General features: G+C 64.6%; 24 protein-coding genes. 15 read left to right on the top strand and 9 right to left on the bottom strand.

Annotation, left to right across the window (positions count from 1 at the left end; all coding sequences use genetic code 11):
* Positions 1-235: 235 nt before the first annotated feature.
* The 4 genes from msrA to IVB28_RS04835 all read left to right on the top strand — a co-directional run bounded on the left by msrA (position 236) and on the right by IVB28_RS04835 (position 2,180).
* Positions 236-952, top strand: a complete 717-nt coding sequence (msrA, locus tag IVB28_RS04850; RefSeq protein WP_247524905.1) for a peptide-methionine (S)-S-oxide reductase MsrA — start codon at positions 236-238, stop codon at positions 950-952.
* Positions 953-982: 30 nt separating this feature from the next.
* A complete protein-coding gene (msrB, locus tag IVB28_RS04845) occupies positions 983-1,402 on the top strand; it encodes a peptide-methionine (R)-S-oxide reductase MsrB (RefSeq protein ID WP_247524904.1) in 420 nt (139 codons plus the stop codon).
* Positions 1,403-1,511: 109 nt separating this feature from the next.
* Positions 1,512-1,676, top strand: a complete 165-nt coding sequence (locus tag IVB28_RS04840) for a DUF3309 family protein (protein ID WP_247524903.1) — start codon at positions 1,512-1,514, stop codon at positions 1,674-1,676.
* Positions 1,677-1,889: 213 nt separating this feature from the next.
* Positions 1,890-2,180, top strand: coding sequence for a hypothetical protein (locus IVB28_RS04835; RefSeq protein ID WP_247524902.1), 291 nt, complete (start codon positions 1,890-1,892; stop codon positions 2,178-2,180).
* 141 nt (positions 2,181-2,321) lie between these two features.
* Here IVB28_RS04835 and IVB28_RS04830 read toward each other — a convergent pair whose 3' ends face one another.
* Together IVB28_RS04830 and IVB28_RS04825 are read right to left on the bottom strand one after the other, a co-directional pair.
* Positions 2,322-2,861, bottom strand: a complete 540-nt coding sequence (locus IVB28_RS04830) for a DUF4112 domain-containing protein (protein ID WP_247524901.1) — start codon at positions 2,859-2,861, stop codon at positions 2,322-2,324.
* A gap of 62 nt (positions 2,862-2,923) precedes the next feature.
* Positions 2,924-3,352 carry a DUF5413 family protein gene (locus tag IVB28_RS04825; protein ID WP_247524900.1) on the bottom strand — a complete coding sequence of 143 codons (429 nt, stop codon included), beginning with the start codon at positions 3,350-3,352 and terminating at the stop codon, positions 2,924-2,926.
* 142 nt (positions 3,353-3,494) lie between these two features.
* Here IVB28_RS04825 and IVB28_RS04820 point away from each other — a divergent pair, with 142 nt between their 5' ends.
* The 3 genes from IVB28_RS04820 to IVB28_RS04810 all read left to right on the top strand — a co-directional run bounded on the left by IVB28_RS04820 (position 3,495) and on the right by IVB28_RS04810 (position 4,528).
* The gene (locus IVB28_RS04820; RefSeq protein ID WP_247524899.1) at positions 3,495-3,737 is read left to right on the top strand and encodes a hypothetical protein; all 243 of its coding nucleotides are present in this window, start codon (positions 3,495-3,497) and stop codon (positions 3,735-3,737) included.
* A gap of 37 nt (positions 3,738-3,774) precedes the next feature.
* Positions 3,775-4,005: a hypothetical protein gene (locus IVB28_RS04815; protein ID WP_247524898.1), complete on the top strand. Its 231-nt coding sequence runs from the start codon at positions 3,775-3,777 to the stop codon at positions 4,003-4,005.
* 256 nt (positions 4,006-4,261) lie between these two features.
* Positions 4,262-4,528 (top strand): hypothetical protein, encoded by a 267-nt coding sequence (locus tag IVB28_RS04810; protein ID WP_247524897.1) that lies wholly within the window; start codon positions 4,262-4,264, stop codon positions 4,526-4,528.
* Between the two features lie 160 nt (positions 4,529-4,688).
* On the opposite strand, the gene IVB28_RS04805 is transcribed toward IVB28_RS04810, so the two are convergent.
* Both IVB28_RS04805 and IVB28_RS04800 read right to left on the bottom strand, forming a co-directional pair.
* Positions 4,689-6,281 (bottom strand): hypothetical protein, encoded by a 1,593-nt coding sequence (locus IVB28_RS04805; RefSeq protein ID WP_247524896.1) that lies wholly within the window; start codon positions 6,279-6,281, stop codon positions 4,689-4,691.
* Positions 6,282-6,318: 37 nt separating this feature from the next.
* A complete protein-coding gene (locus tag IVB28_RS04800; protein WP_247524895.1) occupies positions 6,319-7,611 on the bottom strand; it encodes an adenylosuccinate synthase in 1,293 nt (430 codons plus the stop codon).
* A 422-nt stretch (positions 7,612-8,033) separates the two neighbouring features.
* Here IVB28_RS04800 and IVB28_RS04795 point away from each other — a divergent pair, with 422 nt between their 5' ends.
* Positions 8,034-8,966, top strand: a complete 933-nt coding sequence (locus IVB28_RS04795; RefSeq protein ID WP_247524894.1) for a DMT family transporter — start codon at positions 8,034-8,036, stop codon at positions 8,964-8,966.
* A gap of 105 nt (positions 8,967-9,071) precedes the next feature.
* Here IVB28_RS04795 and IVB28_RS04790 read toward each other — a convergent pair whose 3' ends face one another.
* A complete protein-coding gene (locus tag IVB28_RS04790) occupies positions 9,072-9,461 on the bottom strand; it encodes a DUF1330 domain-containing protein (RefSeq protein ID WP_247524893.1) in 390 nt (129 codons plus the stop codon).
* A 105-nt stretch (positions 9,462-9,566) separates the two neighbouring features.
* Between IVB28_RS04790 and IVB28_RS04785 the strand changes: the two genes are divergently transcribed.
* On the top strand, positions 9,567-10,502 hold the full coding sequence (locus IVB28_RS04785) for a DMT family transporter (RefSeq protein WP_247524892.1): 936 nt from the start codon (positions 9,567-9,569) through the stop codon (positions 10,500-10,502).
* A 101-nt stretch (positions 10,503-10,603) separates the two neighbouring features.
* The gene (locus tag IVB28_RS04780) at positions 10,604-11,581 is read left to right on the top strand and encodes a tripartite tricarboxylate transporter substrate binding protein (RefSeq protein WP_247524891.1); all 978 of its coding nucleotides are present in this window, start codon (positions 10,604-10,606) and stop codon (positions 11,579-11,581) included.
* Positions 11,582-11,738: 157 nt separating this feature from the next.
* On the opposite strand, the gene IVB28_RS04775 is transcribed toward IVB28_RS04780, so the two are convergent.
* The gene (locus IVB28_RS04775) at positions 11,739-13,424 is read right to left on the bottom strand and encodes a methyl-accepting chemotaxis protein (protein WP_247524890.1); all 1,686 of its coding nucleotides are present in this window, start codon (positions 13,422-13,424) and stop codon (positions 11,739-11,741) included.
* A gap of 258 nt (positions 13,425-13,682) precedes the next feature.
* On the opposite strand from IVB28_RS04775, the gene IVB28_RS04770 reads away from it, so the two are divergent.
* From IVB28_RS04770 to IVB28_RS04750, 5 genes are all read left to right on the top strand, one after another.
* Positions 13,683-14,726 (top strand): C-terminal binding protein, encoded by a 1,044-nt coding sequence (locus IVB28_RS04770; RefSeq protein ID WP_247524889.1) that lies wholly within the window; start codon positions 13,683-13,685, stop codon positions 14,724-14,726.
* A gap of 86 nt (positions 14,727-14,812) precedes the next feature.
* A complete protein-coding gene (locus IVB28_RS04765) occupies positions 14,813-16,156 on the top strand; it encodes an extracellular solute-binding protein (protein WP_247524888.1) in 1,344 nt (447 codons plus the stop codon).
* A 167-nt stretch (positions 16,157-16,323) separates the two neighbouring features.
* On the top strand, positions 16,324-17,280 hold the full coding sequence (locus IVB28_RS04760; RefSeq protein ID WP_247524887.1) for a sugar ABC transporter permease: 957 nt from the start codon (positions 16,324-16,326) through the stop codon (positions 17,278-17,280).
* Positions 17,273-18,172, top strand: a complete 900-nt coding sequence (locus tag IVB28_RS04755; RefSeq protein WP_247524886.1) for a carbohydrate ABC transporter permease — start codon at positions 17,273-17,275, stop codon at positions 18,170-18,172. The genes IVB28_RS04760 and IVB28_RS04755 overlap by 8 nt, the downstream gene beginning before the upstream one ends.
* A 36-nt stretch (positions 18,173-18,208) precedes the next feature.
* Positions 18,209-18,358: a hypothetical protein gene (locus IVB28_RS04750; protein WP_247524885.1), complete on the top strand. Its 150-nt coding sequence runs from the start codon at positions 18,209-18,211 to the stop codon at positions 18,356-18,358.
* 270 nt (positions 18,359-18,628) lie between these two features.
* On the opposite strand, the gene IVB28_RS04745 is transcribed toward IVB28_RS04750, so the two are convergent.
* From IVB28_RS04745 to IVB28_RS04735, 3 genes are all read right to left on the bottom strand, one after another.
* Positions 18,629-20,305: a mucoidy inhibitor MuiA family protein gene (locus tag IVB28_RS04745; protein WP_247524884.1), complete on the bottom strand. Its 1,677-nt coding sequence runs from the start codon at positions 20,303-20,305 to the stop codon at positions 18,629-18,631.
* A gap of 256 nt (positions 20,306-20,561) precedes the next feature.
* A complete protein-coding gene (locus tag IVB28_RS04740; protein WP_247524883.1) occupies positions 20,562-21,197 on the bottom strand; it encodes a GNAT family N-acetyltransferase in 636 nt (211 codons plus the stop codon).
* A 22-nt stretch (positions 21,198-21,219) separates the two neighbouring features.
* Positions 21,220-21,870: a 3-oxoacid CoA-transferase subunit B gene (locus tag IVB28_RS04735; RefSeq protein ID WP_247524882.1), complete on the bottom strand. Its 651-nt coding sequence runs from the start codon at positions 21,868-21,870 to the stop codon at positions 21,220-21,222.
* Between the last annotated feature and the right edge of the window lie 9 nt (positions 21,871-21,879).

The raw sequence follows: 21,879 nt of genomic DNA, 5'->3' as shown, positions 1-21,879 counted from the left end.
CATGTTGAGTCGATCGTCGATCGCCCCGGTTCATCTAGCGCGGAGTTCCCTGTCTCGCCAAGCGCGGCGCTCGCCGGACGGTGCCGCGCGGCTCATTTCACGGACTCGTGTCCGTCCCGCCGTAACAATCGGCGGCTGCGTCCGTAGCTCGGATGATGCGAAAAGGCGGCCGTCACAACTGTTCGTCCGGCCGCGATCGCTTTAGACTGTCAGACCTTCCGAAAGAGGATCCGCCATGCGCCGACCTGCCCTCGCCTCCCTGCTGGCCGCAACCACCGCCCTCTCGATCACCTTTGCGCTGGCCTTTGCCACGCCGTCCCGGGCTGCGGAGGATGCGGTCGTGATCCCCGCCCCTGCCATGGACACGGCACAAGCGAGCGGGATCCAGACCGCCGTGATCGCCGGCGGCTGCTTCTGGGGCGTGCAGGGCGTCTTCCAGCACACCGCAGGCGTCGTCAACGCGGTCTCCGGCTATGCCGGCGGCACCAAGGCCACCGCCGACTACCAGACGGTCTCGAGCGGCCGGTCCGGCCACGCCGAGGCCGTCGAGATCAAGTACGATCCGAAGAAGATCTCCTACGGCAAGATCCTCCAGATCTACTTCTCGGTGGCGCACGACCCGACCCAGCTCAACCGCCAAGGCCCCGACGTCGGCACGCAATATCGCTCGGCCGTCTTCACCACCTCGGACGAGCAGAAGAAGGTGGCGGAGGCCTATATCGCTCAGCTCAACGGCGCCAAGGTCTTCAGCAAGCCGATCGTGACCAAGGTCGGCGCACTGGAGGCGTTCTACCCGGCGGAGGCCTACCACCAGGACTATCTGACGCTGCACCCGAACCAGCCTTACATCGCCTATAACGACCTGCCGAAGGTCGAGAACCTGAAAAAGCTGTTCGCGGATAACTACATTGAAAAGCCGACGCTGGTCAGTGCCAGCAAGGCCACCAACTGATCGCGAAATCATCTAAAGAACGGGAGACCCATGCCCGACACCAAAACGAAAACCACGGACGACAAGGTTATCAAGAGCGAAGAGCAGTGGCGGCGCGAATTGTCACCGATGCAGTACGCCGTGCTGCGCGAGAAGGCGACCGAGCGTCCCTTCTCGGGCGAATATGAGCACGACCAGCGCGCCGGCACCTATCTCTGCGCCGGCTGCGGCAACGTGCTGTTCGAGTCTGACGCCAAGTTCGATTCCGGTTGCGGCTGGCCGAGCTTCACCCAGCCCGCCGCCGAGAGCCATATCGACGAGGAGCGGGACGTCAGCCACGGCATGATCCGCACCGAGGTGCTCTGCTCCAAGTGCAGCGGTCATCTCGGCCACGTCTTCCCCGACGGCCCCGGACCGACCGGCCTGCGCTACTGCATCAACTCGGCGGCGCTGAAGCTGGAGCCGAAATAATCGGCTCGCGGGGTTGGGGTTCCTTCATGGAAGCCGACCCCGCGATGTGCTTTTCTTCTCTGGCGGTGCGGCCGAACATCGCATTTGGGCGGCCGCCAGGGAGGAAGCCATGTCGCTCGGGGCCATCCTGATCATTCTGGTGATCATTTATCTGCTCGGGGGCCTGTCCGGCCGCGTGGGCGGTTATGGCTATGGCCTGGGCCATTCCGGCATGGGGATCGGCGGCGTCGTGCTCGCGGTGCTGGTCGTCCTGCTGCTTCTTGGCAAGTTGTAAGCCATTCAACATATTGGAATTACACCGTTTATCGCGGTCGCGGGGCTGCCATGCGTGGATTCATCATCTCCCATCGCGGGGGTCGCATTTTTGTCAAAACGGCCTATATTAGAGGTCGAAATGGCATGTGCGGGGGGCCCGCTCGATTGCGGCCCCTGCCCTCCCAAACCCCACGCGCTTAAAGCCCCAGACAAGATCACGAGGTCTTTGACCATGCGTCCACTGCGTCCGTTCAACTTCAACACCTCCGCCGAGCTCTTCCCCGCCGCGATCCGCAAGAAGAAGCGCGCAGGCTTCACCTATCGCCGGTTTGGCACCGCGGCCGAAGCCGTGCAGTTCGCGATGGAGCAGTTGCCGACGGATTCGCTGAACGGCGCCTATCTCCAGGTCGAGGAAGCGCGTTTCGACCAGAACGGCATCCGCTCCCTCTACGAGAGCGAAGCCTTCCCGCTGCCCCGGCGCCCCAAGCCGGTGGAGGCCAGCGCCGACGCCGACGCGGCGTAAGTTTCGCTCAGCCTTACGATCTGCGCAAAAAGCGCGATGGCCGAATGGTCGTCGCGCTTTTTGCGTTTGGGGGCTGTCGTGCTTGCACAGCGTCGTGCCCGGACATGACAACACTCAGGCAATTGCGGAAAGGGAGCGCACCTACATCCGCGGCTGCTTCTCCAGCCAGCGGCGGAGCAGACGCACGTTGCGCATGTTGGCGCGGAACATGACGTCGAAAGCGTCGCCCGCGAACGGGACGATGCCGACCACGCCGTCGAGCGCGACATTGCCCAGCATGCGCGTGGTAATGTACCAGGGCGCGCCCAGCGCGCGGGCCTCGCGCACCAGCCACAGCGAGATCGCCGTGGTGATGATGTCGCCGACGACGGGAATCAGGCCGATCAGCCCGTCGATGCCGTAGCGGATGTTGGTGCCGGGCAGGACGAAGGCGATGTCGAGCAGCTTTGCGATCGCCTCGATCCGCGCGATCCGCTGCTCGCGCGTCAGATTGCCGAATGGATTGCCTTGCCCGAAATCGAAGCGAAACTGGCGAAATCCCTGCTCCGGCGTTTCCGGGCGGATCTCATGGCCCTCCTGATCGATGATCGGGCCGGGCGCCGCCTTGCCTGAGGTCGCACGCGGGCCGCTGCCCGAACGGGAGCGGCGCGGAGCAAGGATATCGTCGTCGGACATGGTCATGGCCCTTCGAAAACGCGCCGGCGCGGCCAAAGGTTGCTGCGCCGCGCTTTAAGGTCGCGCGCTCAGGTCGGCGCCGCCGCTGCTACTTGCGGCTCCTTGACATATCTATGCACGAGCCAGGACGAAATCACCGCCGGTACGAACCCGACGAGGCCGTATAGGATGAACTGCACCGCGCCCGAATCCGGCCCGCGCGAGCTGTAGGTGAGCGAGGCCAGCACGAAGGCGAACAGGCCGACCAGCAGCATCCGCAAGCCCGGGCCGATCCGCCTGATATGGACCAGGATGTCGTCGACCGCGCCGATCATCAGCGAGGGCAGGATGCCGAATAGATAGCTGTATTGCAGGGTCTTGAAGAACACTGCGAATAGCTTGCCGACCTCGCCGAGATTGGTCTGGGCCCAATAGCCGGACTGATAGGTCGTCGTCAGCAGCAACAGGAACCCGCCGACGAACGGACCAACCAGCGCAAACACCAGATAGCGTTTCATCAAACATCCTCACACTTCTCCAGTGTTATAGCAGCGCCGCGGGAACCTTGAATAGCAGGGCGGCCTGCGCCTTTGGGGGAACAAGTGGCAAGGCGACGAGTTCAGACAGGACCTGAATGACCCTGTCATATTGGAGCCGCCGATGGTCCGTAAATTTCTTCTGGCGACAATCACGCTGACGGCACTGACCGGGCTGTCGAACGCGCCCGCCCTTGCGCAAGGCCATATGGGCTCGCCGCAGGAACAGCAGGCCTGCTCGCGCGACGCATCGCGCTTCTGTCGCAAGGACCTTGGCAACGACATGGCCGTGCAGGGCTGCCTGCAAGCCAACCGGGCCAAGCTGTCGCGCTCTTGCAGCAAGGTCTTTCAGAGCCACGGTATGTGAGGGCCAAAACCATCCCCAGCGAACGGAGAGTGAAGCCATGTTGCACGACGAAGAACTCTCGATCCTGCGGGACATCAGCCAATCCGTTGCCTTCGCCGACGACTCGCAAGGCAAGATGGGACAACTGATCGCGGACGGTTACGTAATGAAGGACGGCGACCTGTTCGAGCTCACCGCCAAGGGCGTCACCGCCGTCGAGGAACACGCCGCCGCGCTCGGCGCAAGCGATGCGGAACCAGCAAGAGCCTCCGTCGATCGGCCGATCTGACCTCGCGCACGCGTTGTGCGTGACGTCCACGCAACAGCTGCAAATTCCTTTGCGCTGACCATTGCAGCCGCGTCGCAATGGCGCATACTTCGCTCGGGCGGCGCAGCACTTTTCGATTCGAACATCAAGAAATCGAGCGACCACATGCGGGACCAAGGCTCCCGGCGTGAAGGCTGTGACATGCGGCAGATCAAGTCGCGTGCGGCGCCCCAAAACCAAGTGGCTCAAGCCCAGGGAAATCGGGGACCCATTCTGCATGACACGCACTCAGACAATCGCTTCGCTCTTCGCCGTCGCAACCGCCGCCATCGCACTCCAGACCTCACCCGGCCTCGCCTTCTCGTCCGAAGCGCAGCAGATGTGCACGGGCGATGCGATGCGGCTGTGCTCCAGTGAAATCCCTGACATCCCGCGGGTGAGAGCCTGCATGGTGAGGAACAAGGCGCAGGTCAGCCCCGGCTGCCGTGCCGTGATGGACCGCGAGGCGGTCGCCTCGCGCAAGCGGCAAGCGACGGCGCAGTAAGTCGGCCATCCAGGCCGTCATTCCGGGGCGGTGCGTAGCACCGAACCCGGAATCCGTTTCTCTACGTCACGTGGTGTGCGATGGATACTCAGATGCGCAATCGCGCATGGTAGTTCGCGCTACGCGCGCCCCGGAATGACGAAGGACTACTGGAGACCAGTTAATCGCCCCACTGCGCGAAAGCGTCGTTGAAGGCGCGCTCGCCGGGGGCGCCCTTCTCAATGGCGATGATGGCGCGGCGCTGGTTGGCATAGACCAGCGGCACGTCGAACCACGAGCGCTCCTTCAGGAGCTGGACGTTGCGGGAACGGTCGGCGTCGACATTGGACAGGCCGACCAGGAAGAAGCCGTCGGTGACCTTGACCGCGAGGCCTGCGAGCGGCGTGCCGCGCGCCTGCTCGTTCGACTTCATCAGGACGCCCGGCACGTTGGAGACGCTGCCGCCCGGAAAATCCGGCGGCAGGATGAAGGTCAGTTCCGCCGTGTGGCTCGCCGGCAGCGACGAATCGGTGTTGCGGCGGAACGACATCGTCATCTTGAACTTGCGGTCGGGGATTTCGATGTCGGCGCGCACGGCGACGTCGGCCTTCTGGGCGCCCGACGCCTTGATCGGCTCCAGCCGCCACACCACCGAGCCGACATATTGCTTGCCCTTCGGATCGGACGGATCCTCGTCATAGAGCACGACCTTCTGCGCCACCGGCGCGACCGGCTGGTCGCTGGCCGAAGGCTGACCGACGCGATCGGGGATCTTCGGCTTGCTCTGCGGCTGCGTCGGGGTCGGCGTGTCCGCCACTTGTGTCGCGGACGGCTTGAGAAAGCCATTGACGATCTGAACCAGGGGCTTGCCCCAGAGGATGCCGGCACCCACCAGAATGAGCACGATGCCGACGGCGATCGCGCTCTTGAACGGAAAGGCGGAGCCGGTGCGGACGCGCTTCTTAGGCGCGCGCTCGGGCGCGATGCGCGGACGCGGCGAAGGCGGCTGCGGCGTGTAGCGCTCCGCCTCCTCGATCGACTCGTCGTAGGAATAGGGCGCCTCGGACTCGCCGGCGCGGTTTTCCAGGCTCGGCTCCAGCCGGTCGAATTCCGGCGTGGGCGAAGGCACGTTGGCATAGGTGCGGCGCGCGGCGCGGCTAGCCTGCGCGGCAGCGCCGCCGAGATCATTGGCATCGGCCGTGATGTCGCGGAAGCCGCGCACGCCCGGTGCCGGCGGCAGCGGCGGCCCGACGTCAGCCGGACGGCGCGCACCGGCGCGATCTCGTCCGGCCGCCGGCGGCTCCTGCATCGGCGGCGGGGCAGACGGTCCCGGTTGGCGGGGGGCGTCGAAACGGGGCGCGCGCGGCGGACGCTGCGCATCGCCCTGGTCGTCGACGTTGAAGGACGGACGGTCAGCCCGCGGCGGTGGCGGAGCCGGACGCGTACGCGGCGGGGCCGCAGCCGCGTTACCTTCAGTGGCTCTTGTGCTGGCGCGGCGAAAAGCATCGCCGCTGCTGCCGCTGCGGGTGCCCCCACCGGGGCGCGAGGCCTCGCGGGCACGCTGGGCCGCCTCCGATTCGACCTTGCGGACGGCCTCCTCGAGCGACAGCCTTTCGCGGGTGATCTCGGATTCGGAGAGCGGCGGCTGCACGCTGCGCAATTGCGCGATCAGGGCCGTGCGCGCCCGCTCGTAGAGCGCGCGACGGCTTTCGCCGGGAGCGTTGGGATCCAGGGCGGCAATAGCGCGGGCGATCAATGGATAGTAATCAGCCATTTCAACTCAACTATACGCGCGTCCCGGTAAGATATCGTTAAGCCTCAAACGGATTTTGCACCAGGATAGTATCCTCGCGTTCGGGGCTGGTGGAAAGCAGTGCGACCGGGCACCCCACCAATTCCTCGATCCGCCGGACATATTTGATGGCCTGGGCCGGCAGGTCGGCCCAGGACCGCGCACTGGCGGTCGGCTCCTTCCAGCCCTCGATGGTCTCGTAGATCGGCTCGACCCGGGCCTGCGCGCCCTCGCCGGCGGGGAAATGGTCGATCTCCTTGCCGTCGAGCTTGTAGCCGGTGCAGACCTCGATCGTGTCGAAGCCGTCGAGGATGTCGAGCTTGGTCAGGGCCAGCCCGTTGATGCCGCAGGTCCGGACCGCCTGGCGGACCAGCACGGCGTCGAACCAGCCGCAGCGGCGCGGACGCCCGGTATTGGTGCCGAACTCGCGGCCACGCTCGCCGATCCGGCGCCCGGTCTCGTTGTCCTGTTCGGTCGGGAACGGGCCCTGCCCGACGCGGGTCGTATAGGCCTTGCACAGGCCGAGCACATAGCCGACCGCGGCGGGGCCGAGGCCCGAGCCGGTCGCCGCCTGCGCCGCCACCGTGTTGGACGAGGTGACGTAGGGATAGGTGCCGTGGTCGACGTCGAGCAGTGCACCTTGCGCGCCCTCGAACAGCATGCGCTTGCCTTCGCGACGCTTGATGTCGAGCAGCCGCCACACCGTCTCGGCATAGGGCAACAGCTGCGGCGCGAGCGCAGTCAATTCCTTCACGATCTCCTTGCCGTCGAATTCCGGCAGGCCGAGGCCGCGGCGCAGCGCATTGTGGTGCGCCAGCAGCCGGTCGATCTTGTGCGGAAGGGTGTCGAGGTCGGCAAGGTCCATCAGACGGATGGCGCGGCGGCCGACCTTGTCCTCATAGGCCGGGCCAATGCCGCGGCGGGTGGTGCCGATCGCGGTCGCCGCGCTGGCGGATTCGCGGTGCGCATCGAGCTCACGGTGCAGCGGCAGGATCAGCGTGACGTTCTCAGCGATCCGCAGGTTGTCCGGGGAGATCGCGACGCCCAGGCCCCTGAGCTTGCCGACCTCGTCGAGGAAGGCGGTGGGATCGAACACCACGCCATTGCCGATCACCGACAGCTTGCCCTCGCGCAGCACGCCGGAGGGCAACAGCGCGAGCTTGTAGGTCTTGCCGTTGATCACCAGCGTGTGGCCGGCGTTATGGCCGCCCTGGAAGCGGATGACGATGTCCGCCTGCTCCGACAACCAGTCGACGATCTTGCCCTTCCCTTCGTCGCCCCATTGGGCGCCGACGACGACAACATTGGCCATTCGCGGGTAATCCTTCGAAGATTTCTCTGTAAGTGACATGATCCGAACAGAAAACCGGGACCCACTTTTCCGGGATCATGCCTGCGCCCAGCCCAATTCCCGGCACAAGGCCGTTCGCACGCGAGGCAGCCCAACCGGATAAAGGAAGCGGCCTCTCTAGGCAAGCAAGAAGGGGGCATTTTCAGGGCCCAAAGCGCGGCCCAAGCCCTTGATATCCCCTAAAAATCTTGCAACCTTCATGACCGGCGCAATGGCTTCGACCAAAGCGTGAGAGGCTCACTCCGCGGCTGCATGGTCGCGATGCGTCGGCCCCCCGTTGATGCAACCTCGATTTCCGTGTCTTTGGACAGCGCCGGGCGATCAGCCGGCCCGGATCCCGCCGGGCCGGAAGCCTCGGTGCACGCGGGGCCACACCAATCACCATGTCCGCCAGCGGTCAGACCACCAGCGCGGAAACGTCCGGCCACAGCTGGATCGCGAACCAGCCCTATCTGCTGCTCAGCATCACCGCACTGTGCTGGGCCGGCAACGCCATCGTCGGGCGGCTCGCCGCTGGCCACATTCCGCCGGTCACGCTGTCGTTCCTGCGCTGGTTCTTCGCCTTCCTGCTGGTGCTGCCGTTCGCCTGGAAGCATCTTGCCCAGGACTGGCCCGCGATCCGCGGCAAGCTCGGCCTGATGGTCACGCTCTCGATCACCGGCATCGGCGCCTTCAACACGCTGCAATATTGGGCGCTGGAACATACCCAGGCGCTCAACACGCTGCTGCTGCAGTCGGCCGCGCCGCTGGTCGTGGCACTGTGGTCGCTGGCCATCCTCGGCATCCGCCTCACCGGGGCGCAGGCGTTCGGCGTGCTGCTGTCGATGTGCGGCGTGCTGACGATCCTGCTGCACGGCGATTTCACAACGCTGTCGAACATCGATTTCAACAAGGGCGACCTTATCTTCATGGTCGCGCTCATCATCTTCGCGCTGTATTCGGTGCTGACCTTGAAGCGGCCGCCAATGCACGGCCTGTCCTTCCTCGCCTTCACCTTCGGGATCGGGGCGGCCTGTCTCATTCCGCTGGAGATCTGGGAATTGTCCGCACGCCCGGTCATGAAGCTCGACGTGCCGAACCTCCTGACGCTGTTCTACGTCGCGGTGTTCCCATCGACGCTCGCCTATCTCTGCTTCAATCGCGGCGTGCGCCTGATCGGCGCCAACCGCGCCGCGCCGTTCTTCCACGTGGTGCCGGTGTTCGGCTCGATCATGGCGATGGCCTTCCTCGGCGAACACCCGCAGGCGTTCCACTTCATCGGATTCGCATTGGTGCTGTCCGGCGTGTTCGTGGCGTCGAGGAAGCAGGCGAGTTAATTCCTCGGAGGTGGGCAAAGCGAAGCGTGCCCACCATGCCAGCTGGCACGGAGAAGGCAGTGGCACGGCGCGTGAAGAGCGCGCGCCTTTGCCCACCCTACAAATCTACTTCGTCTTGAACTTGCTGTAGGCCTCGCTGGTCGCGTTGATCACATGCTCGGCGCAGCCGTTGACGCGGTGCGGGTCGGCCTCGCGCTCGTAGGCTTCCGATGTCATCATGTCGCGGAAGGCCGCGACGGTCGGATAATGGACCAGCGCGACGAAATCCCAGTCGTTGCCGCCGTGTGGTCCGAGCACGATGGCCTTGGCCTCGCCGGTCCAGAGCAAGGTGCCGCCGCGCGCCTTGATCATCGGCACCGTCACGGCGCTGTAGCGCAGATAGGCGTCCCAGCCGGAGCCATTGCCGTCACGCGAGCGCGCGTGGAAGCGCATCAGGTTCAGCATCACCACGGGTGCCTGTGGATCGAGCCGCTCCAGCCCCTCGATGTTCAACATATTAACCGCCAAAGACGCCTCCTCGGGTCGTGCCTGCATTGTAGCATTGCGGCGCTGTGACTTGTGCCATGACGCCGATCCGGCGCAAGCTCGCGGGCAACGCCAATGACGATCGCTTCGCCCGCGCCAAAGGCCGCCAATCCGGCCAGTTGGCTCAACAACCAGCCTTATCTGCTGCTCAGCCTGAGCTCGCTGTTCTGGGCCGGCAACATCGTGCTCGCGCGCCATGTCGGCGCGCATGTGCCGCCGCTGACCGTGACCACGATCCGCTGGTTCGGCGTGTTCCTGATCCTGCTGCCGTTCGCCTGGCCGCATCTGAAGCGCGACTGGCCTGCCTTGCGCAGGAGCCTGCCCCTGATGCTGTTCCTGTCGCTGGTGGGCTTTGCTTTCAACAATGCGATCTCGTACTGGGCGATGCAGTACACCGAAGCGCTGAACGCGCTGCTGATCCAGTCGGCAGGTCCCCTGTTCGTGGCGCTGTGGTCGCTGGTGCTGTTCGGCGTGCGGCTGACGGGTGCGCAGTTCGCCGGCATCGCGATCTCGCTTCTCGGCGTCTTGATCATCATCCTGCGCGGCGATCTCGCTGCGCTGGCGAGCATCAGCTTAAACAGGGGCGACATCATGTTCGCCTCATCGCTTGTGGCGTTCGGGATCTACTCCGCCTTCATCCCGCGCCGGCCCAAGATCCATCAGCTGTCGTTCCTGTCCTTCACCACCTGCTGCGGCGCGACGATGCTGCTGCCCGCGGCGATCTGGGAGGCGGCAAGCGGCCGCGTCCTGCAGTTGGATACGATGACGCTGGCGACACTGGGCTACCTCCTGATCTTTCCCTCGACGCTGGCCTATCTCTTCTTCAACCGCGGCGTGGCGCTGATCGGGCCGAACCGGGCTGCGCCGTTCTTCCACCTGGTGCCGGTGTTCGGCTCGGCGATGGCGATCCTGCTGCTCGGCGAAACGCTGCAGCCATTCCACCTGATCGGCTACGCGCTGGTGCTCGCCGGCGTCGTGATCGCCTCGCGCCAGGGTTCGGCGGTGAAGTAATTCCGCGCTGCGGGCGACGAGTGCCGTCTTTAAGTCGTCTTTCGGTTTCGATCCGAACAAGCTAGGTTCCCGGCCAACGAAAAAACAGGGAACGTCCAGACATGATTTCAGCGCTGATCCGAAACCTGCGCAACATCAGCGCAGCTGCATTGTGCTTCGCCGCCGTATCCACGGCCCAAGCCGACAATTACCCCAGCCGCAACATCACGCTGGTCTTGCCGTTCGCAGCCGGCAGCGGCACCGACACCACCACGCGGCTGATTTCACAGCATCTGTCGCAGGCGCTCGGCGTCGGCATCGTGATCGAGAACAAGGCAGGCGCCAACGGCATGCTCGCCGCCACCTATGTCGCCAAGGCCGCGCCGGACGGCTACACGCTGCTGGTGACCACCAACACCACGCATTCGGCCAATCCCTATCTGCTCAAGAACCTGACTTACGATCCGGTCAAGGATTTCACGCCGATCGCGCGCACGGGCGATCTGCCTTTCATGCTGGTGGTCCATCCCGAAGTGCCCGCCAAGACCGTCGGCGAGCTCGTCGCCTATGGCAAGGCCAATCCAGGCAAGCTGAGCTACGCCTCGGGATCGTCCTCCGCGATCGTGTCGGGCGCGACCTTTGCGCACAATGCCGGGCTCGACCTGCTGCACGTGCCCTACAAGAGCTCGCCGCCGGCGCTCAACGACGTCATGGGCGGCCGCGTCTCAATGATGTTCGTCGACATCCTCACTGGCCTGCCGCATGTCCAGGGCAACGCGCTGCGCGCGCTCGCCGTCACCACCAGGGAGCGCTCGCCGCTGGTGCCGAGCCTGCCCTCGATGCAGGAGGCCGGCGTGCCTGATTTCGACATCTCGTCCTGGCAGGGCTATTTCGGGCCCGCCGGCCTGCCCAAGGAGATCGTGACGCGGCTCAACGCCGAGATCCGGAAGATTATCGAGAAGCCGGAGATCAAGGCCCAGCTCGCCAACCTCGGCATGGACGCCTTCTCGGGCACGCCGGAGCAGCTCGGAACGTTCGTCAACGAGCAGCTGGTGCTGTGGGAGAAGCTGATCACCAACGCGAAGATCGAGAAGCAGTAGGGGCTCGCGAAACCTGCGCGCTCCGCATTCTCCGTCATGGCCGGGCTTGTCCCGGCCATCCACGCCTATCCACGCCTAACGTGTTCAAGAACGTGGATGCCCGGGACGAGCCCGGGCATGACGATGGAGTAGATGGTCTCGCTTTGGTGTGACGACTCTACGCCGCGCGCACCTTGGCGAGGAAGCCGTCCACCGCGCTGCGCAGCGCGCCGGACTGGCTGTCCAGCTCGCGTGCGTTGGTGAGCACGTCGGTGGCCGCGTTGCCAGTCGCCTCCGCCGCCGTGGTGACGCTGCCGATATTGGCGTTGATCTCGCTCGAGCCGGCCGCGACCGACTGGATGTTGCGGGCGATCTCGCGGGTCGCCTCACCTTGCTGCTCGATCGAGACGGAAATGCCCGCAGTGATCTCGCTCATCTCGGCGATCGTCTGCGTGATGCCGGAGATGGCCGTGACGGCGTCGCTGGTCGAGGTCTGCATCGCCGCGACCTGCGCGGAGATTTCTTCGGTCGCCTTGGCGGTCTGGTTGGCCAGCGCCTTGACCTCGGAGGCGACGACCGCGAAGCCGCGGCCCGATTCACCGGCGCGAGCCGCTTCGATGGTAGCGTTGAGCGCGAGCAGGTTGGTCTGCGCAGCGATCGAGTGAATCAACTTGACGACCTCGCCGATTTTCTCGGCACCGGTCGAGAGCACCTGCACGGTGGCGTTGGTACGCTCGGCGTCGCTGACGGCGCGGCTCGCCACTTCGGTCGAACGCGTGACCTGGCGGGAGATTTCCGCAACCGAGCTCGACAGCTCTTCGGCGGCCGCCGCGACCGTGCCGACATTGCCGGAGGCCTTTTGCGAGGCAGCGCCGACCGTCGCTGCGCGCGAGGAGGCATCGCTCGCGGTCGCGCTCATCGACTGCGCCGTGCTCTGCATGCCGGCCGCGGCCGAGGAGACCGAGCGGACGATGCCGTTGACGCTGCGCTCGAAGTCGTTGGCCAGTTCTTCCATTGCGTTGCGGCGTTCCGCCGCAGCGCGCTGCTGCGCAGCTGCGTCGGTCTGCTCGAGCTCGCGAATCTTCTCCGCGCTGGACTTGAAGATCTGCACGGTAGCGGCCATCGCGCCGACCTCGTCGCCGCGGCCGACGCCGGGGATGTCGCCCTCGAGCCTGCCGTCGGCGAGCTCCTTCATGCGCGTGCCGAGCATGCTCAACGGCCGGCTGATGCTGCGACCGATCAGCCAAGCCGCGCCGCCGGCCACGAGCATGATGCCGACCAGGGAGAGGCCGAGCAGCCAGGCCACCGGCCCCAGCTTGGCATCAAGGTCGTCGAGATACACCCCGGTGCCAACGAACATGTTCCAGCCGGGAATCGCGACAGCATAGGACAGCTTGCGGGTAACGTCCTTCTCGCCCGGCCGGAAATACTCGTAGCGCAGCGTGACGTCGCCTTTGGCAGCGATACCGTCGCGCAGCTCACGCGTGAGCTTGCGGCCATTTGTTTCGATGTCGAGACGGTTGGTGCCGTACTGCTTCGGGTCGGGCGTCAGCACGGCGACGCCATCCATCGTATAGGCGAATATGTAGCCCGATCCCTTGTCATAGGTCATCGAACTGCCGCGGCGGACGAACTCCGCAATGGCCGCGTCCTTGGTCAGCTGCCCAGCGTCGACCTGCTTTTGCAGACCCAACGCCATGTTGCGCGACATTTCGACCATGGCCCTGGTCTGCTCGAAGCGGGCATCGAGCAATTCCCGTTGCATCAGGTACGCGGCCAACGCCCCGGCGACGCACAGGCCGAGCATGGCCACGCCGACAAGAATGCCGAGCTTCGATGCGATCTTCAGATTGCTCAACTTCACAGGATGGCTCCGGCAATAATGGGATACGGGCACGCGACCAGATTGATCAAAATCGAATCGACTTTTAGTGGCCGACCCCTTAGCAAGTTACTTACGCGCCTCCGTAGAAGCCCGGACGCAGCCGCGAAAATCGGCAATTATGTCCGGTCCGACGACCGGAATTGTACGCCCTCACCTCGGTTTCGCGTAAAAGACGCAAAGGCGCGCCCGCGGAGGCGGGCCGCAACAAGAACCGACAAACAAATCGGGAGCGAGAAAATGCCGAAATACAGGGTGGTGACGCCGAAGGGCGCGAGCTTCACGGTCGCGGGCAGCGACTATTCCTTTGAGAGCGAAGCGCTCGATCCGATCGACGCCGAGATCGTCGAGGCGCCCGCCGATGAAGCAGGGTTCATTGCCGCCGCCAAGAATGCCGACGCGATCTACGCCAAGGGCATTCCCATCACCAAGACCATCATAGACGCGCTGGAGAGCTGCAAGGTGATCACGCTCGGCTCCGTCGGCGTCGACAGCGTCGACATCAAGGCCGCCACGGCGCGCGGCATTCCCGTCACCAACATCCCCGACACCTTCATCGAGGAGGTCGCCGACCACGCCATGATGCTGCTGCTGGCGGGCTTCCGCCGCCTGGTCGAGCAGGACCGCATGGTGCGTGACGGCCGCTGGGCGGAGGGCCGGCCGGCGCTGCTCAAGGTCCCCCGGCTTATGGGCCAGACGCTCGGCTTCATCTCGTTCGGGCGCGTGGCGCGTGCCGTTGCCAAGCGCGCGGCTCCGTTCGGCCTGCGCATGATGGCCTACGATCCCTTCATCCAGGAAACGCTGATGTACGACCACGGCGTGGTCCCGGCGACGCTGAACGAGGTGCTGTCGCAATCGGACTTCGTCTCGATGCATGCCCCGGCAAGACCCGAGGTGCATCACATGCTGACCGAGAAGCACTTCCGGCAGATGAAGAAGGGTTCGATCTTCATCAACACCGGGCGCGGCGCCACCGTGGACGAGGAGAGCCTGATCAAGGCGCTGCAGGAGGGCTGGATCGCGCACGCCGCCCTCGACGTGCTGGAGAAGGAACCGCCCTCGCACAACAATCCCTTGCTTGGCATGGAGAACGTGACCCTGACCGCCCACGTCGCCTCGGCCTCGGCACGGTTTGACGAAGCGCGCAAGCGCCGGGTGGGCTACGAATTGTCACTGGTGCTGCAGGGCATGTGGCCGGTAAGCTGCGTCAATCCGTCGGTGCTGCAGAACACCACGCTCCGCCGCTGGCAGCCCGTCAGCATGGATCGCGGACCGAACAGCTAGGCGGCCGGCGCCCAAGGCGCCAACGACCGAAACGACCCTTCACCGGCGATCAACGCCGGGAAGGGAGACATCATAGGGAGGAACTGATGAGGAACGACATCACCCGTCGTGATGCCTTGGCGCTGGGCCTATCCGCTGCAACGTTCGCCGCCACCGGTGCTGCAGCGCAAACATCCAATATCAAGGCTGCCGAGGTGGCAGCGCCGAAACGCGAGATCGAGAAGGGCGCATCCCTGCGCATGCTGCGCCCGGTCCGCTTCGTCCAGGCCGATGAAGACGTGTTCCGCGCCAATGCGGCAAAGTTCTCCAAGGAGACCGGGGTCGAGGTCAAGGTCGACTTTGTCGGCTGGGAGGACATCAACCAGCAGACCGCCGTCACCTCGAACTCCGGCGCGGGCCCCGACATCATCATCGGCTTCTCCGACGCGCCCCATATCTATGTCGACAAGCTGATCGAGTTGAGCGACGTCGCCGACTATCTCGGCAAGAAGTATGGCGGCTGGCAAAATCTTGCGATGGCCTATGGCAAGAAGGCCAAGAGCGACACTTGGATCGGGATCCCGTTCGGGGCTACCGCCGGGCCTCTCATCTATCGCAAGTCGGTCCTGAAATCCGTTGGGTTCGACAAGGTACCGGAAGACCCTGCCGGCTTTCTTGATCTGTGCAAGAAGCTGCAGCAGGCCGGCAAACCGGCCGGCTTTGCGCTCGGCAATGCAGTCGGGGACGGGAACGGCTTTGCGGACTGGATGATGTGGTCGCACAACGCCGCGCTGCTGGATGAGGAAGGCAATGTCACCATCAACAGCAAGGAAACTATCGCGGCGCTGAAATACGTGAAAGAGCTCTATCCAACCTTCATCGCCGGCACACCGTCGTGGAACGACGTCAGCAACAACCGCGCCTATTCTTCGCAAGAGATCGCACTGACCGCAAACGGCGTCTCGCTCTATTTTTCGCTGAAGAACGATCCGGCCACGGCTTCGATCGCCGAAGATTCAGAACATCAATTGTTGCCGAAGTTCTACGCACAGGCTTCCCCAATGTCGGGACTGACGCTGAACGCCATGGTGTTCAAGCACAGCCAATATCCGAACGCCGCGAAGGCCTTCCTGCAATTCATGCTGGAGAAGGAACAGTACGAGCCGTGGCTGAACGCTAACAGCGGCTACTGGTCGCAAGCCCTCGCGGCTTACGCGGATGCGGCAGTGTGGAAGGGCGATCCCAAGGTCGCGATCTTCAAGGACACCATGAACAGCAGGTACTACGCCGGCTACAAGGGTCCGATCTCGACCGCCACCGGCGCTGTTCGTGCGGATTATGTCACGGTGCAGATGTTCGCCTCGGTCGCGACCGGGGCGGCGACGCCGGAAGCCGCGGCCGCGGAAGCGGAGCAGCGCTGCAAACGGTACTTCCGGCGGCAGGGCCGGTAGGCATCGACGAGGCCGCCGTCATTGCGAGGAGCACTTGCGACGAAGCAATCCAGACTGCCACCGCAGAACCAGACTGGATTGCTTCCGCCGTCGCCGAGGCTTTGGCGGGCAAGTCGCTTCGCTCGCAATGACGGTGTGGTGACCTTCAACGACAGGACAACAAACTGATGTCCGTGACCACCCTCTCCTCCCCCGCATTGGCGCAGCGGCAGCCGTCCTGGCTGGTGCGGCTGTTCGATTACAAGCCGTTCCTGATCGTGATGTGCCTGGCGCCGGCGATCGGGCTGCTCACGGTGTTCCTGACCTATCCGCTCGGCCTCGGCATCTGGCTCGCCTTCACCGACACCACGATCGGCCGCAAGGGCGTCTATGTCGGCCTGGAGAACTTCCAGTATCTGCTCACCGATCCCCTGTGGTGGAACGCTGTGTTCTACAGCGTGGTCTATACGGGAATCGCGACCTTCGGGAAGTTCGCGCTCGGCTTCTGGCTCGCGCTGCTGCTCAACAACCATTTCCCGTTCAAGAGCCTGTTGCGGGCCATCATCCTGCTGCCCTGGATCGTGCCGACCGTGCTCTCGGCGTTGGCGTTCTGGTGGATCTACGATCCGCAGTTCTCGATCATCTCCTATCTCCTCGTCGACGTGCTGCATTGGCGCTCGAGCAATATCGACTTCCTCGGCTCAGCCTGGCCGGCCCGTTTCTCGCTGATCGCCGCCAATATCTGGCGCGGCATTCCTTTCGTCGCGATCTCGCTGCTGGCAGGGCTTCAGACCATCTCGCCCTCGCTCTACGAGGCCGCGATGCTGGATGGGGCCAGCGCCTGGCAGCGCTTCCGCTACATCACCTTCCCGATGATGATGCCGATCCTCGCCATCGTCATGACCTTCTCGATCATCTTCACCTTCACCGACTTCCAGCTGGTCTACGCCATCACCCGCGGCGGGCCGGTGAACTCGACCCATCTGCTCGCCACGCTGGCCTTCCAGCGCGGCATCGCCGGCGGTGAGCTCGGCGAAGGTGCCGCGATCGCGGTGTCGATGATCCCCTTCCTGGTGTTCGCGACGCTGTTCTCATATTTCGGCCTGGCGCGCCGCAAATGGCAGCAGGGAGAGAGCAATGACTGATACCGTCGCCCAACCGGCTGTCGCCGACGCCAAGGCCGCGCCCGACACCATGGCCTGGGATTCCGGGCTGCGGCGGCTGATGATGATCTACCTGCCGCTCGGCTGCTTCGTGCTGATCCTGCTGTTTCCATTCTATTGGATGGCGATCACCTCGTTCAAGCCGAACGCAGAGCTGTTGAACTACAAACAGCACAACCCGTTCTGGATCTCCTCGCCGACGCTCGCCCACATCAAGCATCTGTTGTTCGACACCGCCTATCCGCGCTGGCTGTGGACGACGATGTGGGTGGCAATCGGATCGACCACGCTGTCCTTGATCGCGAGCACGCTCGCCGCCTATGCCATCGAGCGCCTGCGCTTCCGCGGCAGCCCCTATGTCGGCCTCGGCATTTACCTCGCCTATCTCGTGCCGCCGTCGATCCTGTTCATTCCGCTCGCTACTGTCGTGGTGCAGTTCGGCCTGTTCGACTCCCCGCTTGCGCTGATCCTGGTCTATCCGACCTTCCTGGTGCCGTTCTGCACCTGGCTCCTGATCGGCTATTTCAAGTCGATTCCCTACGAGCTCGAGGAATGCGCGCTGGTCGACGGCGCCACCCGGCTCCAGATCCTGCGGCGGATCACGCTGCCGCTCGCCGTGCCCGGGCTGATCTCGGCCGGCATCTTCTCCTTCACGCTGTCCTGGAACGAGTTCATCTATGCGCTCGCCTTCATCCAGAGCGGCGCCAACAAGACCGTACCGGTTGCGATCCTGACCGAGCTCGTCACCGGCGACGTCTACCAGTGGGGCGCGCTAATGGCGGGATCGCTGCTGGGATCGCTGCCGGTTGCGGTCTTCTACTCGCTGTTTGTGGATTACTACGTGTCCTCCCTGACCGGCGCGGTAAAGGAGTAGACCGCAGCTGCGGCGTTTGGTCCCTAGTAGCAGTATGTGTTCGAGCAGAACGCCAATGCCGTCGGCGGCTTCAACATGATGATCAGGTCTCCAGGCCTCATCATCGAACGCGACAACGGCGAAGGCACGGCCGACAAGGCCTGCCCGGCGTCTACACCTTCCCGCTTCGCGGTCTCCTCAGGATGAGGCTAAGCGGCACCGAGCCCGTTGAAACCGCTGCCGCACACTCGGTCCTCATCCTGAGGGCCCGCCAACGGCGGGCGTCTCGAAGGATGGCCACACAGCAAGCGCTCCCATATGCGATAGAACTGGTTCCTCACGGGGAGAGGGTTGGGTGAGGGGCTGCTTCCACGATCACCGTGAGAGACGGACTCGCGCTGTTTCGCCGTCACCCGGATTGCACCTTCGATGCAATCCGATCTCTGCCTACGGGAGAGGTGAAGAAATCCGCAATGCCTACCCCGCCGGGACGATCACCATACTCTTGTCCTTCGGCCAGCGGACGCGCCAGGCAAAGTTGATATCCTTGACCTCGCCGGGCTTGGCGTCGAATGACCATTCAAGCACGCCGCGCTTGTCACGGATATCTCTTGCCGTCGGCGGCGTGGTCGCGGGCAGCATCTCGACGACGATGTCCTCGCTCTCGCTGACCGGCAATTGATCCTCGATCGCGACCTTGATCTGGAAATCGTGGCCGTTGCGGATGGTGGTCTTGAACGAACGCTCGTCGGTCTTGGAGGTCGTGACCAGCAGGCCTGCCGAGCCTTCATTGCGCTTGAGCACGGCGCGCTCGATCCTGACCTTGTCGTCGGCGCCGAAGCCGAGCCGCACGATGTCGTCCTTGGCAGAGGCCGAGATCTTGCCGCGACCGACAAAGACGCCGTCACGATAGATCGCGACCTTGCCGGGCAGCAGAGTTGTGTCATCCGTCTGCTTGAAGCTGGCTTCGAGGAAAGCGGTCGGGTCGATCACCGGCGCGGCGCGCACGGCCAGGTCGGCAGGCACGGTCATTGCCGCGATGCGGAGGCTCTTGGCGCCCTCGGCGGCGCCGAGGCTGACGCGGCCCGGAATTTTGAAGGTGGCCTGGAAGTCGCCGATCTCGGCAATTGCCTGCTGTTCTTCGGCGCGTTCACGGGGCTCGGCCGACTCCGCAACCTTGGCCATCGCGGGCGATTGTGCCTGACGCGTCATCGGCGCGGGCCGCGCCAGATCGGAGGCCGCACCGAGTGCCATTGGCCTCTGCGGTTGCGGATATTGCGCCAGCAGCGAATGCAGCTCCGGCGCGCTGCCGCCGCGGCTGATGCGCACCGTGGAGACGCCGAGCGTGACGTTCGACCAGTCCTCCCCGGTCGATTGCGTGATCTCGGCGCGACGGACCAGTTCTAGTTGCGGCTTGCGGTCCTTGGCTCCGGTATCAAGCCGCGCGTCGTAGAGCGGCATCCAGCGCGCATTGCGCACATTGTAGGTGACTCGCAACGTCGCCTTGGTCGCAGTCGGCGCGGCAATGTCCATGCGGACCTCGAGCTTGCTCGCCGGCTTGGCCTTGCGCTCGACGTCGAGCAGGACGATCTGCCGATCGATCTCGCGCAATTTGCGCGTCGCGTCACGGACAGCCGTATCGGCGCTCGCGATTTCCTCGCCGACCGCGGCAAAGGCCGTGCGCCATTCGGCGATCGGCCGCGCCTCGCCCTTCTCGCCGATGCCAACGGGGGCCGCTTCCGCAAAGTGCTCCGCGAACTTGCGCCGCGCATTGGCCGAATCGATCGCGCCTTGCAGGTCGGCACGCTGGTCGTTCAGGGCTTCGAGCCGCTTTTCCAGCTCAGGCAGATTGACCGGTGCCGCGCGCGGCGCCCGCGCATCGATCGTGCCGATGGTGAGTTTGGCTCCGCCTTCACCCTCGACCCGGATGGAGGACGTATCGAGGGCCAGCGGAAAGTCCTTCGCAACCAGCGTCGAGTCCCCCGATGGGAGGTCGAGCGTGATGACGCGGGTGACGGTGGCGCCATCGGGATAGACGGTGACAGTGTCGATCGCCGAATTGGTGTCCAATTCGGCGGCCCATGACGGCGATGCCGTCGCCATGGTCACCAAAACCAGGCTCGTTGTCGCCAAACATCTTGCGGTGATGCGCATAAAGTCCCTCCTGCCGATATCGCCGCGCCGCCCGCCGGACGCGCGCGATCAAATGCCTCGCCAACATGGTTGGACGCGGTAGCGAAGGAACTGGTTCGATTGGGGTTTCCGTGGGGCGTGGCTGCGGCGGCACCAAGGCCGCGGACCGTCTCACAGTCCCGCGGCAGCCTCACGCCTGGGTTGGCGAGCCCCTGGCCGAACATGCGCCGGAGCACGACTGGAGCGCTCACGCTGAACCCTCACCGGTCGCGAAGCCTCAAATCTTGCGTGCGAACATGCGAAAACCGGGCGCGCCGATGATCGCCTCGAAGGCGGGATCGCGTTTCTCCTCCGCGAAGACGAAACCGGCCTTGGTGTAGGCGCGCTCGGCGGCTTCGTTGCCGATCAGGAACGATATCGTCGCCCGGGCAAATCCAGCCGCTCGCCCCTTGTCGAGCGCATGCGCGATCAGCGCCTGCACCAGGCCGCGGCCGCGATAGGCCGGATCGGTTGCGACATACTCGATCATCCAGTCGCCCTCGCCGCCCTGAACCCAGCAGGCGCGGGTGTAGGCGCCGCGTCGGCGGATGGCCTCGAGCTCTGGCGCGGCGACCCCCGCCGCGGCCGCGATCTGCTCGATCGCACGCCAGGCCGCAGGTCCTGTACCGGCTGCAGGCAAGGCGCAAAGCGCCGCCGCCGGCCTGCCGTCGATCTCGGCGACCAGGAATTGCGAGACGTGCCACATCGACACCGCGTCTGCGACCGCGATGCGCGCGATGAAATCGAGGCATTGCTGTTCGGGCCAGCCGAGAGCGACGTCGAACCATCCGCGCGGCCGGTAACCCCGCTGCGATGACAGGATGGTTCTTGCGATGAAATCGGCGTCTTCGGGACGCGCAGACCGTATCGTCATGCGCGCCCCCTTCCGCGAGACGCTAGGTGTTCTTCAGCGCGACGCGGAATTCGGCTTCGGTCTTGGCCTTGACCTCGTCGAGCGAGACGCCATCGGCGAGCTCGATCAAGGCCATGCCACCGTCGCCGTGCTTGTCGATGGTGAAGACGGCGAGATCGGTGACGACCATGTCGACCACGCGCTCGCCGGTTAGCGGCAGGTTGCACTGCTTCAGCAGCTTTGCGCCGTCCTTGGCCGAATGCTCCATCACCACGACGACGCGCTTGACGCCGGCAACGAGGTCCATCGCACCGCCCATGCCCTTGACCATCTTGCCGGGGATCATCCAGTTGGCGAGATCGCCGTTCTGGGCCACCTGCATGGCGCCGAGGATCGACAGATCCATGTGGCCGCCGCGGATCATGCCGAAGGAATCCGCGCTCGAGAAATAGGAGGTCGAGGGCAGCTCGCTCACGGTTTGCTTGCCGGCATTGATGAGATCGGCATCCACCTCGTCCTCATAGGGGAACGGTCCCATGCCGAGCATGCCGTTCTCGCTCTGGAGGCTGACGTCGACGCCATCCGGAATGTAGTTCGAGACCAGCGTCGGGATGCCGATGCCGAGATTGACGTAGTAGCCGTCACGCAATTCCTTTGCGGCGCGCGCGGCCATCTGTTCACGGGTCCAGGCCATGAGGCTCTC

This window comes from Bradyrhizobium sp. 199 (assembly GCF_023073355.1).
Classification (GTDB): domain Bacteria; phylum Pseudomonadota; class Alphaproteobacteria; order Rhizobiales; family Xanthobacteraceae; genus Bradyrhizobium.
This window is presented reverse-complemented; position numbering and strand designations above follow the sequence as displayed.